The 15,966-nt window shown below is 60.9% G+C and carries 12 protein-coding genes; 2 read left to right on the forward strand and 10 right to left on the reverse strand.

Going from position 1 to position 15,966, the window contains the following annotated elements:
* Positions 1-55: 55 nt before the first annotated feature.
* The 8 genes from ACR0FC_RS07535 to ACR0FC_RS07570 all read right to left on the reverse strand — a co-directional run bounded on the left by ACR0FC_RS07535 (position 56) and on the right by ACR0FC_RS07570 (position 9,007).
* A complete protein-coding gene (locus tag ACR0FC_RS07535) occupies positions 56-1,267 on the reverse strand; it encodes a saccharopine dehydrogenase family protein (RefSeq protein WP_170339522.1) in 1,212 nt (403 codons plus the stop codon).
* A 23-nt stretch (positions 1,268-1,290) separates the two neighbouring features.
* Positions 1,291-3,180 (reverse strand): biosynthetic arginine decarboxylase, encoded by a 1,890-nt coding sequence (gene speA / locus ACR0FC_RS07540; RefSeq protein ID WP_170339524.1) that lies wholly within the window; start codon positions 3,178-3,180, stop codon positions 1,291-1,293.
* Between the two features lie 99 nt (positions 3,181-3,279).
* Positions 3,280-4,368: a DUF1513 domain-containing protein gene (locus ACR0FC_RS07545; protein WP_170339525.1), complete on the reverse strand. Its 1,089-nt coding sequence runs from the start codon at positions 4,366-4,368 to the stop codon at positions 3,280-3,282.
* Between the two features lie 3 nt (positions 4,369-4,371).
* Positions 4,372-5,382: an imelysin family protein gene (locus tag ACR0FC_RS07550; protein ID WP_170339530.1), complete on the reverse strand. Its 1,011-nt coding sequence runs from the start codon at positions 5,380-5,382 to the stop codon at positions 4,372-4,374.
* A gap of 3 nt (positions 5,383-5,385) precedes the next feature.
* Complete coding sequence (locus tag ACR0FC_RS07555; protein WP_437342517.1) at positions 5,386-6,933, reverse strand: di-heme oxidoreductase family protein; 1,548 nt, start codon at positions 6,931-6,933, stop codon at positions 5,386-5,388.
* The gene (gene bfr / locus ACR0FC_RS07560) at positions 6,893-7,378 is read right to left on the reverse strand and encodes a bacterioferritin (RefSeq protein ID WP_149776400.1); all 486 of its coding nucleotides are present in this window, start codon (positions 7,376-7,378) and stop codon (positions 6,893-6,895) included. Before bfr ends, ACR0FC_RS07555 begins: the two co-directional genes overlap by 41 nt.
* Positions 7,326-7,619, reverse strand: coding sequence for a (2Fe-2S)-binding protein (locus tag ACR0FC_RS07565; RefSeq protein WP_093964444.1), 294 nt, complete (start codon positions 7,617-7,619; stop codon positions 7,326-7,328). Before ACR0FC_RS07565 ends, bfr begins: the two co-directional genes overlap by 53 nt.
* A 116-nt stretch (positions 7,620-7,735) precedes the next feature.
* Positions 7,736-9,007: an imelysin family protein gene (locus tag ACR0FC_RS07570; protein ID WP_170339532.1), complete on the reverse strand. Its 1,272-nt coding sequence runs from the start codon at positions 9,005-9,007 to the stop codon at positions 7,736-7,738.
* A gap of 284 nt (positions 9,008-9,291) precedes the next feature.
* Between ACR0FC_RS07570 and ACR0FC_RS07575 the strand changes: the two genes are divergently transcribed.
* The gene (locus ACR0FC_RS07575) at positions 9,292-9,810 is read left to right on the forward strand and encodes a ZrgA family zinc uptake protein (protein ID WP_170339533.1); all 519 of its coding nucleotides are present in this window, start codon (positions 9,292-9,294) and stop codon (positions 9,808-9,810) included.
* Positions 9,811-9,822: 12 nt separating this feature from the next.
* On the opposite strand, the gene speB is transcribed toward ACR0FC_RS07575, so the two are convergent.
* Positions 9,823-10,788: an agmatinase gene (speB, locus tag ACR0FC_RS07580; RefSeq protein WP_170339534.1), complete on the reverse strand. Its 966-nt coding sequence runs from the start codon at positions 10,786-10,788 to the stop codon at positions 9,823-9,825.
* A 350-nt stretch (positions 10,789-11,138) separates the two neighbouring features.
* Between speB and ACR0FC_RS07585 the strand changes: the two genes are divergently transcribed.
* The gene (locus ACR0FC_RS07585) at positions 11,139-14,807 is read left to right on the forward strand and encodes a flavoprotein (protein ID WP_170339543.1); all 3,669 of its coding nucleotides are present in this window, start codon (positions 11,139-11,141) and stop codon (positions 14,805-14,807) included.
* Here ACR0FC_RS07585 and ACR0FC_RS07590 read toward each other — a convergent pair.
* Positions 14,788-15,960, reverse strand: a complete 1,173-nt coding sequence (locus tag ACR0FC_RS07590; protein WP_170339545.1) for a hypothetical protein — start codon at positions 15,958-15,960, stop codon at positions 14,788-14,790. The genes ACR0FC_RS07585 and ACR0FC_RS07590 overlap by 20 nt on opposite strands.
* Between the last annotated feature and the right edge of the window lie 6 nt (positions 15,961-15,966).

Raw genomic sequence — 15,966 nt, forward strand, 5'->3', positions numbered from 1 at the left:
CCGGGATATTTTGGGCCAGATGAAGCAGGGCGGTCGCGAGGACCGCCCCGCGGGTTCAGAACTCGACCGGGCCGTCGAGTTCGTGGACCTGCCAAGGCAGGCCGTGCTTGTTCAGCATGTCCATGAAGTCATCCGGGTCGAGCTGTTCCATGTTCCACACGCCCGGCTCGCGCCAGTTGCCTTTCAGTATCTGTGCCGCGCCGATCATGGCGGGGACGCCGGTGGTGTAGCTGACGGCCTGGCTGCCGACCTCGCGGTAGCATTCCTCGTGGTCGCAGATGTTGTAGATGTAATAGGTCTTTTCGCCCGAGCCGTCCTTGGCCTGACCGGTGGCGATGTCGCCGATGCAGGCCTTGCCCTTGGTTTCGGCGCCCAGATCGCCGGGATCGGGCAGCAGGGTTTTCAGGAACTGGATCGGGATGATCTCGACGCCGTTGTGCACCACCGGGTCGATCCGGGTCATGCCGACATTCTGCAGCACCTTGGCATGGGTGATGTAGGCGTCACCGAAGGTCATCCAGAACCGGGCGCGCTCGATCTCGGGGAAGTGGGTCGACAGCGACTCCAGTTCCTCGTGATACATCAGGTACATGTTCTTCGGGCCGATACCGGGGAAGTCGAACTCGACCTTGTGGGTCATGGCCGGTGTCACCTTCCACTCGCCGCCTTCCCAGTGGCGGGCGTCGGCCAGAACCTCGCGCAGGTTGATCTCGGGGTTGAAGTTGGTGGCGAATTCCTGATCGTTCTGGCCGCCATTGGCGTCCAGAACGTCGATCTGGCGGATCGTGTCCAGCTTGTGTTTCTTGAGCCATTTGGCGAAGACGGATGTAACGCCCGGATCAAAGCCCGAGCCGAGGATCGCGGTCAGGCCGGCCTGCTTGAACTTGTCCTGATAGGCCCATTGCCAATGGTATTCGAACTTGGCCTCGTCCTCGGGCTCGTAGTTTGCGGTGTCGAGGTAGTGGCACCCGGCCTCGAGGCAGGCGTCCATCAGAACCAGGTCCTGATAGGGCAGGGCCAGGTTCACTAGAAGCTCGGCCTCGGTGTCCTTGATCAGCTTGACGGTGTCGGCGACGTTGTAGGCGTCAAGCTCGGCCGTCTTGATGTCGACGCCGGTGCGTTCCTTGACCGATTTGGCGATGGCGTCGCATTTCGCCTTGGTGCGGCTGGCCAGCGTGATCTCGGTGAAGATGTCGGAATTCATCGCCATCTTGTGCACGGCGGCGTGGCTGACGCCACCTGCGCCAACAACCAGTGTCTTGCCCATGGAAAATTCTCCTTTCGCCGGGGTTATTCGTAGTAGGTATAGCCGTTGATGCTGTCGCGGTAAGCGCTCATCAGGGTTTTGCGGTCTTTGGCCTGAAGCGTGCCGGTCGAGATCGCCTCGTCCACCATCTTGCGGAAGGCAGCGATGCAGTCGCTGGGGTCGAACTCGACATAGGACAGGACTTCGCTGATCGTATCACCCTCTTGTTCGTGCAGCAGGTCGAACCCGCCGTCGGCGCGCAGGTCAATCGTGACCACGTTCGTGTCGCCGAACAGGTTGTGCAGATCGCCAAGTGTTTCCTGATAGGCGCCGACGAAGAAGACACCCATGTAGTAATCGCGATCTTCCGGCAGGGAATGCACGGGCAGGCTGGGCGAGACGCCGTCGGCCAGGATGAACCGGTCGATCTTGCCGTCGCTGTCGCAGGTGATGTCGGACAGCACCGCGCGGCGGTCGGGGGCCTGGTCCAGCATCTGCAGCGGCACGATCGGGTGCAACTGGTCGATCGCCCAGACATCGGGCAGCGACTGGAACAGCGAGAAGTTGCAGTGATAGATGTCGGCCAGCTTCTCCAACTGGTCGTCCACATCGGTTTCGACCTCGTCCGAGGCCGCCAGTGCCTTGATCCGCGCCATAAGCGACAGGTAGATGCGCTCGGCCCGGGCCATCTGGCGCAGGTCGACATAGCCACGGCGGAACAGGGCGCGCAGCTCGTTGCGATAGAAGGTGGCGTCGTTCCAGCATTCCTGCAGCCGGTCGTGGCTGAGATAACCGTTCACCGCCGCCAGATCGGACACCATGTGGTGATCGTCGGGTTCCACCTCGGGGCCATCGGGCGCGTCATAGAGCGTGCTTTCCAGCACGTTGAACACCAGCATCGACGAGGTCGCCACCACGGCGCGGCCGCTCTCGGTCACCAGCGTGGGGTGGTCCACCTCGGCCTCGTCCATGGCATAGGCCACGGTCTCCACCACATTGGCGCAGTATTCCTCGACCGTGTAGTTGATCGAGTTCTCGGTCGCCTTCTTCTCGCCCGTGTAGTCGACGCCCATGCCGCCGCCCAGATCCAGGTGCGTCAGCGGCACGCCTTCGCGGGTCAGCTCGGTGTAATAACGGCAGGCCTCACCCACGGCGCGGCGCACGTCGTTCACGTCGGGCACCTGGCTGCCCAGATGCGAATGCTGCAGCTTCAGGCAATGCAGCAGGCCCGCATCGCGCAGCTTGTCGACGACCGCGACCAGCTGATCGGTGTTCATGCCAAAGGTCGACCGATCCCCCGAGCTTTCCTGCCATTTGCCGCTGATCTGGTTGGTCAGTTTCACCCGCACGCCAAGCAGCGGCTCGATGCCCAGCCGTTCGTAGACCTCGATGACCGTGTCGGCCTCTTTCGGGCTCTCCAACACGATGACCGTGTTGAACCCGATCTTGCGGCTGAGAATGGCCAACTCGATGAACTCTGCGTCCTTGACTCCGTTGCACACGATCAGCGCCTCCGGGGCCAGACGGTGCGCCAGGGCGATCACCAGTTCGGGTTTCGAACCGGCCTCGAGCCCGTAATTGTATTGCTTGCCGAACTCGACGATCCGGTCGACGACCTGCGCCTGCTGGTTCACCTTGATCGGGAACACGCCGCGATAGGACCCCTTGTAGCCGGTGCGCGCAATCGCATCGCGGAAGCTTTCGTTGATATGCGCGATCTCGTGCTCCAGATACGAGCTGATGCGCAGGATTATCGGCGCCTTGATCCCGCGCTGATCAAGGTCGTGCAGAATGCCAGGCAGGCTGATGGCCGCCGCATCGGGTGCCATGGGATTGCGCAGACCGATCTCGCCGTCCTCCGTCACCTCGATGAGGCCCTTGCCCCATTTTTCAACTCCGTAGATGGAATGCGGTGCGACGGGCGTCTGTTTCAATCAAGTCAGTCCTTGCGTTGCAGGCGTGGAAATTTCGCCCGCCAATACGGCAGCCGTTCGATTCTTCCAAGTGTAATCTGTATCGGAGGTTAGCCCAATTCAGATCGCAGGGCGAATGGGAACCAGATGGTTGTCCCAACGGACCCGAGGATGGGGCGATATCGCCGGGTTTGGCCCGACCAAATGCCCCACATCGCCATGCCCGGCGGTAAAGACAAAGCCGGATGGCCCGGGGCCCAACCCGCACACGTCGCTGAGCGAATGGGCGCGTTCAAAACGGGCTGCCTCGGCATCAAAGACGTGCAGCGCGTTGCCGCGTGGGCAGGTGATGGCGACCTGCCGCCCCTCGGCGGAAAAGGCGACACTGCCTGCATAGCCGGCCAGCGTCGCCTGTATGTCTTCCGGTGCGGACAGCAGGTGGTAACGGCCACCTCGCCGATGCAGCCCCAGCAGCGCCGGGTCGTGGGACAGGTCGCCCTGCCACTGCATCGCAAAGGCCAGCAGGCCATCCGCGCGAACGGCCAGATGCCGGATCGAATTCTTGTGCAGCGCCGCAGGCAGTTCGACCTGCTCCAGAACCGATCCGTCGAGGCTGACATAGGTCAGGTTCGGGCGCATGGTCGGCAGGTTCAGCTTGGTGCGGCCTGTGTCCGGATGGGTTTCGATGCCGCCGTTGGCGATGGCCAGAGATTTGCCGTCGGGCATCAACACCACATCATGGGGGCCGACCCCCGCTGAAGAAAACTCGCCCATCCGGGCATAGCCCTTGGCAGCGTCCCAGACGCCGATGACACCGGTGCCTGCCTCATAGTCGTTTTCGGTGGTGAACAACCGGCGGCCGTCGGGCGAAAACGCGCCGTGGCCGTAGAAGTGACGCCCGTCTGGCGCCTCGAGCTGGGCAAGCTGGTCCCCGGTCGCGCAATCGATCACCAGCGCAAACCGCCCCGGACGGCGCGCAAATGCAACGGCCCGCGCCAGATGGGGATGGGCGGCGGCGGCGTGCCCGCGGCCGGGCAGGGGGATCGAGAACCGAACCTCCCCTGAAATGGTCAATCCGACCAGGCGGTACGACCCATCGTCGAACAGCGCAGCTGACAGGAAATCGGGCGAACCGACCGCAGCCCAGCCCGGCAGGGGGGCAAGAGTCGCCGCTGCCAAACCGGTCAGGAATCTTCGGCGGCTGGTCATCGGTCAGTCTCCGTCCAGCGAATTGAAGCCTGCACTGATACCCAAGGTCGGACCCAACTGCGCGGCGGCAAGGCCGCGGATGTCGTTGATCGATTGCTGCAGGGCCTCGATCCGCAGCCGCCCCTGTGGCTCGGACACGCCAGCCAGCGCGGGATCGTCCAGCGCCTGCGCCCGGGCGATGCTGCGGGCAAAGGCATCATCCAGCGAGGCGGCAATCTGCGGGTGGTCGGCCGCCAGCCGCGCCGCCAGATCGCGCAGCGCCACCAGCGACAGTTCCACATGCCGCAGCGACCGCAGCGACCGCCGGGCCTCGGCCCGGTTGGGGCGGGGGCGGTCGAAACTGCCCATCGGGCGGCCCAGGCGCGTATCGGCTGTGAATTCGAGCCCGGTGACAAGGGCCTTGTAGAGCTCCTGCAGGGTTTCGTCTTCCGATCGGTAAACGCTGCCGGTACCGGGCTGGTTCAAGTTCACTGCATAATCTGCCCAGTCGGCAGCGATCGCGGCGGCATTTCGGTGAATGTCGGACGCAATCGCACGGATCAGGTCGCAGTGATATGCTGCATCTCCCCGCCTGGAAAATTCGGGGTCGTACAACATGAGTTCCAGTGCAAAAAAGCCGCGCCCCGCGATCGATGTTTCGGCAAACGCAACTGCATCGGTGACCGCAGAATCCTGAGCCGAGATCATTCCGGCCAGAGCCTTGGGCGTAAAGCCCTTGGTGTCCGGCCAGAAGGCAAGGGCAAAAGCGCGATCATCGACTTCGGACGGACCAAATCGCAAATGGCTGGCAGAAATCCATGCATCGAACGCCGAATGGAATGCAGCGCGGAGGTTTTCGGAGTCCGAAGAACAGTCCTGTTGCGCAACCTCGGAGAGTTCTGCCGATCTGTCGGAAAGCTCTTCAAATCTTGGAAGGATGTGGTTCTGCGTAACGTCCTCAGGAACTGTCGCCCGATCTTGAGCGGCAACAGCCAGGGGAACCAGAACGGCGATGATCAGGGGGACAAGGCGCATCGGTCATAGGCTTTCAAGAAATTCGATCAGGGCGTCCCGATCTGGTTTTGGCATGGAAACAACCGCATCGCGCGCGGCCTGGGCCTCGCCCCCGTGCCACAGGACCGCTTCGAGCAGCGAGCGCGCGCGGCCGTCATGCAGGAACTGGGTGTGGCCCGAAACGCGTCGTGTCAGGCCGATGCCCCATAGTGGAGCGGTGCGCCATTCTCGGCCCGTTGCGCGGGCCTCGGGGCGGTTGTCGGCCAGTCCTTCGCCCATGTCGTGCAGCAGCAGGTCACTGTAGGGCCAGATCAGCTGGAAACTGTGCTCGGGCCGGTCGGGCAGGCGGTGGGTGACGAAAGCGGGCGAGTGACAGGACGCGCAGCCAATGGTGTGGAACACCTCTTTCCCGCGCAGAACCTGCGGGTCATTCACATCGCGCCGGGCGGGAACGCCCAGGTTGCGGCTGTAGAAGGCCACCAAATCCATGCCCTGCTGGTCGATCTCGAAGCCGCGTTCGTCGCCGTCACCATGCGAGGCGGCCTGGCAATCGGCCTGCGCCGGGGTGCAATCGCCAAAAGGCGCGGGGTAAAGCGGGCTGGAAATGCCGATATCTCCGGAGAAGGCCGCGGCCGACTGCTCCATGATCGTCGGCATGCCCGCCTTCAGCCCGAACCGGCCCAGCATGGGTTCGCCGAATTCCGTCGACCACACGATGTTGGGCCGCCCCGAGATCCCGTCTCCATCGGCATCGTCGGGGTCGGCCTTGGCCAGGATGTCCTCGGCCGGGATCGCCTCGAGCAGACCCAGACCGATCATCTGCGGCGCCACGCGCGGGCTGAGCATCGCGTCGGGGTGCAATGGCCCATAGCCCAGATCCGCCGCCCTGTAGGTAGGCTTGCGCAGCGACACGGTTTCGCCATCGGACAGCTCCACTGGTATTTCCTCGTAGGTGATGTCCAGCCGGTATTCGGCCTTGTGGCCGGGTAGGGCGAAATCCTGCATCTGGCCGCCATAGCTGGGTTCGGGCAGGGTGGCGAGATACCCCTCGATCCCTTCCGGCGCGTCCGCGGGCGTCCCGGGGATGGAAACGCGCAGGAACATCGAAATGGCGTTGTCCTCCGGCCCGGCAGGGGTGTGGCCACGCCCGTCCTTGATGTGACAGCGCTGACACGACCGCGCGTTGAACAGCGGCCCCAACCCATCCGAGGCCAGGGTCGAGGACGGGGACGACACCCAGACCTTCTTGAACAGCCCGTTGCCGACTTTGAAACCCAGTTCCTGCTCAAAGCTCAGGTTGGCCGAGGGTTGCGAGAATGCATCCGCATCGGTCCGGGCGCGCACCGTTGCGGCGCCTGCCGGCAGGTCCTCATAGCGCTGGGGCTGTGTGAAATCCGACGGCGCTGCGGTGACTGTGGCAATCCGTGCCCGTTCAGCGTCGGTTCGGGGGAGGGGGTTCAAATGACTGTCCCGCAGATCCTGCGACAGGGAAGGGGTGGCCGCAAGGACGGCCACCGCCAGAAAACCAGACCTATTCGGCCTCGTCCATTTTCGATGCATTGAGTTGCGCATAATTTGCTTCGCCGAGTCTTTCGTACAGATCGAGCTGGGTTTCGAGGAAATCGATATGGCCTTCTTCATCGGCCATCAGTTGTTCGAACAGCGCCATCGACACGAAGTCGCCGGCCTGTTGGCAGTATTCGCGCGCTTCCTTGTACAGGGCCCGGGCGTCGATCTCGGCCGCCAGGTCGCATTCCAGGGTTTCCTTGGGCGTCTGGCCGATGCGCAGCGGGTCGAGCTTTTGCAAGTTGGGGTGGCCGCCCAGGAAGATGATCCTCTCGATCAGCTTGTCCGCGTGCTGCATCTCTTCGATGCTTTCCTCGCGGCTTTTCTTGGCCATGTGGCCCAGGCCCCAGTCCTCCTGCAGGCGGTAATGCAGCCAGTACTGGCTGACTGCGGTCAATTCATGCCGCAGGGACTTGTTTAGGTATTCGATGACTTTGGGGTCGCCCTTCATCTGCACTCTCCTGTGTAGCATCCACGCGCAGGGCGCGGAGTTGCATGGGTACTTCGAGGTTATCGGTTGCGCGCATCGTGTCCAGAAACAGCGGCATACACCCGCCACAATCCGCCGATTTTCCCAAAGCATGGTAAATCTTGCCCGGCGTGATGATGGTTTGAGGATCTGCCGCGCGCATCCAGTCGATTGCCGCGCGGATGTCGTGATCCGTGATGTTGGTGCAGTGGCAGACGATCATGGCGACTCGGCTCTTTTTAATTCCTAGTCAAATAGTAGGGTATTTGCTTCGGGTCCAGACACAGCTTGTCGCAGGGCCGGGCGCAAGCAGTCGCCACGCCCGGCCGCTTTGGTTCATCAGTGGAAAACGGCGTCGGGGTTGTCGAGGCTGTCGGACCCTTCGAATGCGACATTGCCCAAGCCCAGCACGGACACGATGCGTTCGATCGTCTTGGTCTGATCGATCAGACCTTCGACGCCGCCCATGATCAGCGTTTCGCCACCGACGTTCCCGCGCTCGAGCATCTGATCGTATGCAAATCCGGCCTCGGCTGCGGTTTTGATCTGGCCGAGCGCGTACATTGTGGTGGCCAGCTTGGTCTTCATCTCGGTGTCCAGAGCCGGGTCCGAGGCTGCAACCAGATCCGACAGGGACGGACCCGAAACCGGAGTGCCGTCAATCCGGACATACCGACCCAGATAGACGTTCTGAATCCCCAAACCGTCATAATAGTGGCTGTTGTGCGTGTTGTCCGAGAAACAGTCATGCTCTTCTTCCGGGTCGTTCAGCATCAGTCCAAGACGCATGCGCTCACCGGCCTGTTCGCCATAGGACAGGGATCCCATGCCTGTCAGAATTGCACTGATGCCCGAGTCGGCGTCGTCGGTCAGGGCCGCGCGTGCGGCACCGTCGTCCTGCCATTGGGCGGCCATCCACTCCAGATCCGAGACCAGCAGGTCGGTCGCCGCCACCAGATACTGGGCCCGGCGATCGCAGTTGCCGCCGGTGCAGGACTCGTCCTGCGCATAGTCCGTCCAAGGACGGTTGCCGGCGCCCTCGCCGTGACCGTTCAGATCCTGGCCCCACAGCAGGAACTCGATGGCGTGATAGCCAGTTGCCACATTGGCCTCGATCCCGTCGGCCTCGTGTAGTGTTTCTGACAACAGTTCGGGCGTGATCTCGGTCGCGTCGACCGGCTGGCCAGACAGCTCAAAGCTGGGCGAGGCAATCACGTTCAGAACCGCAAGCTCGTTTTCGTCCGTCGCGCCGCCATAGGCCGCATCCACATAGTCGATCAGACCCTCGTCCAGAGGCCACGCGTTCACCTTGCCTTCCCATTCGTCGACGATGGGATTGCCGAAGCGATAGACCTCGGTCTGTTGGTAGGGAACGCGCGCCGCAATCCAGGCCTGGCGTGCGGCGGTCAGGTTTTCAGCAGAAGGCTGTTCAACCAGTGCGGCAACGGCGGCCTGCAACCTGCGGGCAGCACGCAAACTGTCGTCATATTTTGCTTCGGCAATGTCAGCATAGGTGTCCAGGATGTCGACCTTGGCAGGGGCGTCGCCGGCGGCTGCCGCTGTTGCCATCAGCAAGGCTGCCAGGCTGGTCGTCGAAAATACGCGGGTCATGAAGTTCAGGCCTTCCTGTCGAAAAAAATGGGCAAGAGCACCCGGTGCGGGTGCAGAGATGAATATTAACTGAGTGAAATTGTAAGTTATGTCAACCCGAGTCTTTAAGTCGGGAATAAATTGGGAAACACGCCGCTGTTTTGGCCAAATGCGGATTGGCTGGATGGGTTCTCCGGATCTGTCTAGCCATTTCCGGCGGGGTCAGACGGGGTTGCGCGCCGTTGCCTGCCGATGGCGCGCAGATAAAATGATGGTGTGATTCTTGAGTTGGTGGTGGTTGCGTGATGAGATCCCTGGCGTTTGCCCTTTGCGTGTTTCCCCTTGCGTTGGACGCGCAGCAGGAAGGGGCGCCAAAGCCCGCAGCACTGGAGATCGCGTTTTTGGCTTCGGGGTACACGCTGTCTCTGTCTGTTCCCGCGTCAGAAATCGTTGACTTTGATCTTCCCGCTTCGAGCGCAGAGGAAAAGGCGAAGGTCGCGGTCGCCATTTCGGACCTGTCACAGCCCATGACCCTGTTCGCGGTCACGGCCGAGGCGGGTTGTGCCGCGTCCACGGCGAACGTGGCGCTGGTGGGCGGTGAAGCCGGGTCGGCCTTGGGGTCTGACGATCACCGGCCCGAATTTCAGGCCGAATACACGATCAGGTGCAGCAACCTTCAGGCGCTTGGTGAAATGAGATTTGATTACTTCGACCGGTTTTCGCAGGCTGAACGCGTGGACGTGCGGGTTCAGTCCCCGGGTGGTAGTCACGCCGTCGCGGTCACACGAGAGACCCCGTTGGTTGATCTCTCCGAGTTGATGTGACCGGGGTTTCTTTCATTCCTTGTGGTGAAAGATGAAGCCGATGAAGTTCAGCAACAGCTGCGCGGCAAGGATCTGCGTGCTTTCGGTCGGGTCATAGGCCGGGGCAACTTCGACGAGGTCGATGCCGGCGACCTGCCCTTTCCGGGCAAGGCCCTGCAGGATTTCCAGAACGTCGTAGTACAAAAAACCGCCGTGGCTTGGTGTTCCGGTGCCCGGTGCAATGGATGGGCAAAACGCGTCAATGTCGATGGTCACGTAGTATCGGACGCCCGAGGGGATGCGGTCCAATACCCCCTGGGTTCCCAGGTTGCGGACCTGCCGTACCGACAAGATGTCGGAGCCGCGCGCGCGTGCATCCTCGTAACCTTCTTTCGCGGTCGATGAGACATTGCGGATGCCCAGTTGGGTCATACCCGAGACATAGTCCTTTTCGATCGCCCGCCGCATCGGGTTTCCATGGCCCGCCGTAACGCCATGACGCTCGTCCACGAAATCCAGGTGTGCGTCGATCTGGACCACGTGAATGGGACCGTTTCGGGCGCAGTCTTGATCAAAGGCGTTGATGCAAGGAATGTTGACGGAATGGTCACCACCGATCGTCACGGGCAGAGCGCCGGCCTCAAGGATCTTGCGCACCCCGTATTCGATATTCGCGTGGCTGGCTTCGGTTTTGGTGTGGATGATGTCTGCATCCCCCAGATCGACGATGCGCACCTCTTCGCCCAAATAGGTGGCATCGTCCTCGTGATCATAAGCACCTGCATGACCAAAGCTGAACAGAGTCGATGCCTCGCGCACCGCACGCGGGCCGAACCGGGCTCCGGACCGGTATTGGCAGCCGAAGTCGAACGGGGCGCCCAGGATGGCGACATCGGCATCGATCCGGTCCCAATCCTGCACATATGGCTTCTTACCGAATGTGGCGATGCCGACGAATGGCAGATTCAGGCGGCCGGATTCATATCCATGTTTTGACATTGGGGGCTCCGTTGCTTTGAACCGGCCGCGGGTCTGGCGGGTTGCTTGCACGTTGGCGTCTATCACCCGATCAATCAAGGCCGCTTTGCCGCAGCGGCGCATCAAGCTGCGAAGCCGGGTAAACCCCACAATCCCAGTGATTTTTCTACAAATCTGTACTAAGAATGCAGGTATCGCTCGTATTGCCTGTGCAAATTGAGGGGTGGAGTCAGCATTGAATGGCGCCACGCGTCGGGCGGTCTGCCGTTTGTCCGGCGGGGGAGACTGCAAAGTGCAAATGCTGATTTCAGGAAAGTGACCACGAAATACGAAACCATTGCGCCACTGACTTTTTGGGGGAGGAACTGGCCGTGACCACACAAACGATTTCCAATTCAAAACCGATTGAAGCCACATCTGCCGATTGGGAGAAGATATTCGCCGTCTTGCCCGGCGAAAAGGTGCGGCAGAGCGCCGAGCGGCTCAGGCAGCATTTCGATCTGTTCGAAGTTCTTGAGGACACGGTACTACCGCCGCGCGGGATGTATGTGGTTTTGGACGGCATCGTGAAGCTGCGCCAGAATGACGTTGATCTGGCGACCGCCGATACCGGGGACTATTTCTACGAAGAGCATCTGGAGATCCGCGACATACCGGTCAGCCTGCAGGCCGTGGCCTTGCCCGGCACTCGGCTTGCCTTTCTGGCCAGTAACGAGTGGCTGGATATTCCCGCGGAAATTCGACGCGAATGCTACGCCACGCTGTTCGGCGATCTGGTCAGTGTGCATCTTCAAAATTTCCAGCAGCCGATCAACTGCTGCAGCGTGACCGCGGCCGCGCTGAGCATGTCGGCGCTGGGCTTCAGCTGCGAGGTGAACGACATCTTCCGGGTCTGCGAACTGCCCACCAGCTTTGTCGTCAATGACGGCATCTCGCTGGGTGAACTGTTCGATGTGGCCTGCACCTATATCCATTCGCAAGGTCTGCGCGACCTGGTGCAGGTCCAGGCCTATTTCATGGACGAGGCGACGACCTCGGTGCCGCTGCTGCTTGAGGCGATTGACGAATCCAATCGCCTGGGTGGGGACAACGACATTCTGGTGGCGAATTTTCAGGTTGGGGTCGCGCATGGCAAGCCCACCATGCCCGGCGGCCATTTCGCGGTGATCGCCAAGTGCAACCCCAGCACCGGTCTGGTGCACATGATGGATGTGCATCCCGAAAAATACGGCAAGCTTTGGGTCACCACGATCGACCGCCTGTACGCGGCCATGTCCGACCGCGACGGCACCTCGATGCGGGCGCGCGGGCTGCTGCGGTTCTCTGCACGCGAAGCGGTCAAGACTACGCTGCAGACCTTCCGGCAGAACTGCAACTATGTGGACAGCACCCGGTATCTGGCCCGCGATCCCAAGAAGCGCCGCAACCTGTTCCGGAGGGCCAGCCCGAACATGAACAGCCTGGGCGTTCTGGCGGAAAGCCTGCAGATACTGGGCGATGTCCAGGTCACCGAAGACAAGCTGCTGATCGCGACCCAGACCTCGTACACCGAGGCGCTGAGCCGGGTTTCGACCGCCAAGAAGATGAGCGAGATGGCCCAGCGGTATCTGGCTGGAACGTCCGAGGTGCATATTGGCAGCACCTTCCGCAGCTATGCGAAACGACCCGGGAAGGACAAAAGGTCGCCGCAAGACTGGTTCCGGGATCAGCTGCGCAGTCTGAACGAACATGAGGGGCGCCACCTGATGATCAACATCGACTTCAACCGCGTGTTGGGGTTCGAGGTGATCCGGCCGCCCGAAAACGTGTTCCGCGAGACGGCGCTGCTGGAAGAGTTCTGGTGCCTGTGCGTGGCCTATGACGAGAAGGCCGATCTTGTCACGGTCGTAGATATGAGCCCGGCCACATCGCAGGTCTGGCAGGCGCCACGCGGGCATATCTTTCGCGGGCTGCGCGACCTGAAAAGCCCGGCCATGCTGGTGATCGAAGAGACTCAGCCTCCGGAAGACCCCAGCGACGTGGCGCGGATCGTCCGGGAAAACCCGCTGGTTCTGTTCTACGAGGATGAGGATCCGTGGTCGAACATGCTGAAGAACATTCTGGCCAATATCGGCGCGACTGGTCTGAAATTGGTCGATGTCGCCGGGCACGGGGCCAACGCCATGAAGATGCGCCGGCAACTGGTGGCCGAAAGCAGCAAGGAAAAGGTGCCTTACCTGTTCTTCCAAGGGAAATGCCTGGGCAAGCGCAGCGACATCGTCGACATGATCCTGGACGGCAGCCTGCAGGAAGACATGAAGAAAGCCGGTCTGCCTATCTTGCTGCGCCACGAGTCGCCGAGCCTCGACAAGAACATCTTCGGGTATCCCAAGGGCGGGTTGACAGCCCCGCCAAACGGTCGCCGGAACGTTCTGTTGTGCGCCTGCGGCTCGTCGGCTGCGGACAAGGTGCCACAGTTGGTCGCCCGGATCACCGAGGCAGGTCACAATGTGAAACTGATCCCTTCGGTTTCGGCCGAAAAGTTCTTTCGCGATATTGGGACCGACAAGGCCAGCGAGGCCCGCAAGGCAAAAAGGACCGGGAAGAAAACCAAGACGGTCGACGACTACATCACCCACAACGACTACTACCGCGACGATGACGAGTGGAACTTTCGCTATACCGAGTTCGGGATGCCCTTGCGCGCCTCGCATCTTGCGCTGTGCGACTGGGCCGATTGCGTGATCGTCGCGCCGGTAACCTGCAACACAATGGGCAAGATCGCCAACGGCATTGCCGACAACCTGCTGACCTCGGTCTTCGTGGCCTGGCAGTACCGCAACAAGCCGGCGATCCTTTGCCCGGCTTGCAACACCAACATGTGGAACAACGTCACCACCCAGAATAATGTCGAAAAGCTGCGCGATCTGGGGATCGATCTTGTGGGTCCCCGCAAGGGGCGCTTGTCGAACGGGATGATGGGCATCGGCATGATGGCTACGCCCGACCAGATCATGGAGGTGCTGGAAGAAGCCTTCGAAGAGCTGGAAAACCACGAACACAATATCTGCAAATGGGCGCAGGATGCTGCGGCTTCGGATGACTTCGCCCAATGGGAGCCCGTGTTTCAGGCCATAGATGATGGGGTCGCCGGTATCGACATTGTCGATGACCATAATGGCGACACGCTGCTGCACTATGCGGCCGGGGGCGAGGGCGAGCTGACCGAGAACGGGCAAGATCTGGGAAAACCGGACATCGAGGCGGCCAAAGCGCTGATCGCAAGAGGTATCAACGTGAACGCGGTCAATGACCACGGATTTACCAGCCTGCATGTCGCCGTGATGAACAACTCGGCCGAGATGGTCGAAACCCTGCTGGCAGCGGATAGCATCGATGCAAGCCCTCTGATCCACTTTCTGCAGGATCCGGTGCGGTCCAGGGGCATCAGGGTGTCGGACGAGATCCGCGTGATGCTGGACGAATGGGCCAACACGCACGCCCTGTCAGAACCGGAAGAGGTTGAAGACGAAGACGACCTGATCGATGAACGCGAAAAGACCTACCTTTATTTCACCTACGGATCGCTCAAGAAAGGATTTCCCAACCACGACGCTCATGCGGACGTTCTGGATGATTTCGTTGGACAGGCGGTCACTCGGCAGCCCATGCCCCTGATCGTTCCGAAAGAGCCGTTTTGCGACAACCCGAACTGTGCCTACCTGCACCGCATGGCCACACTGGTGGATCGCAAGGGTACTGGCCGTCCGATCAAGGGCGAGGTCTACCGGGTCACCTCGGGCGGGTTGAAGGAACTCGACAAGCTCGAGGGCTTTCACGGACCGGGCGCGGTTGACAATGTCTATGTCCGCAAGCGGATCAATGTCCTGATGGATGGGGTGAAAAAACCGGCCTACGTCTACGTGATCGCCAATCCGGAAAAATACCTTGCCGAACTGGAAAGCGGTGCGTCCGAGTTGGTCGACGAATACTCGATCGACATGGCCACCGGAACGCTCAAGCCCGGGCATGAGGCGGCCGCTAGCCGTCCTGATGCGTGATGGCCTCGGGTACATCCCTTGACGGAGGTGACTTGAGGCTGAGGTTGTAGGCGGTGATCGCGATCATGCAGCTCAGGACAAATGGCCAGAACGCGGCCTTTGGAATCAGGTTGTCACGATAGTGGATCAAGCGCAGCGACGGCGCGGACTCGGAGACGAACAGATAGGTGTTCACCGACACCACAAGCAGCATGAAATACATCAGGAAAAAGAAGGACTCCATGTAGATCACCGGTGACCCGGCAAAACCCTCGCGCAATTGCACATGGGCCAGCAGGATCACGAAGAACAGGACCGAGCAGGTTCCGATCACGCTTGAGGTGCTGAAATCGTGCCGTTCGACCAGGTTTGGCTTCCGCGTCACCGTCATTACGGCGCCGAACAGAAGCATCGTGACCACGATCAATGGGATCATGTGCACCACGAAGGCGTTCGCAAAGTTGCGTTTTATGACAAAGTTGTAGTGCAGCTCGGGCAGTCTGGTCTGAAACTCGTTCTGGTTGATGCCCAGCGTCGTGTCCAAATCGGACAGCTTGTAGTCAAAATAGGTGTTTTCGCGTTCCCAGGTGCCCATGACGATGCGGTTGTCGATCCCGAAAATGTCCTTTGGCCCAGTCGCGGGATAGGCGTCGAAGTCGGGAACCAAGGCGACGTTCACGTCAAACCGGCCCGGCCAGAACCGCACCCAGACGGTTTTGTGGTCGAAAGGATAGCTGGTGTAGTCGAAGGACTGGCGCAGGGTCTGCTCAAAGTACCAGCCAATCACTTCGCCACCGGGTTCTGGCATCCGGTAGGCTTCTTCGATAAGACCGCTCCCGACATCCACGGACTCGGGCAGAAGGAACCCGGCCTGACCGGGTTCGGGTTTGATCGCGTCATGGACGCCGGTTTGATAGTGTTGCCAGACATAGCCCGTGACGTGGATATCGCTTGCATCGACGAAACTGAAGGATTTGAGGAATATTCCCGTCCTGACCCGATAATCCGGCGCGTTCTCCAGCGACTCCAGATAGGAATCGACCGAGGCCTGATCCGGCAATTGGGTCGGGTCCTGCTCGAAATGGTTCAGCGATGCCCAAAGGTAGAACAATACGGCCGTCAGTATCAGCGACACGAGGCCTGACAGGCCCCAGACCTTTTTCTCTACCGCCATTCCGCG

Source organism: Ruegeria sp. BB9, assembly GCF_056539345.1.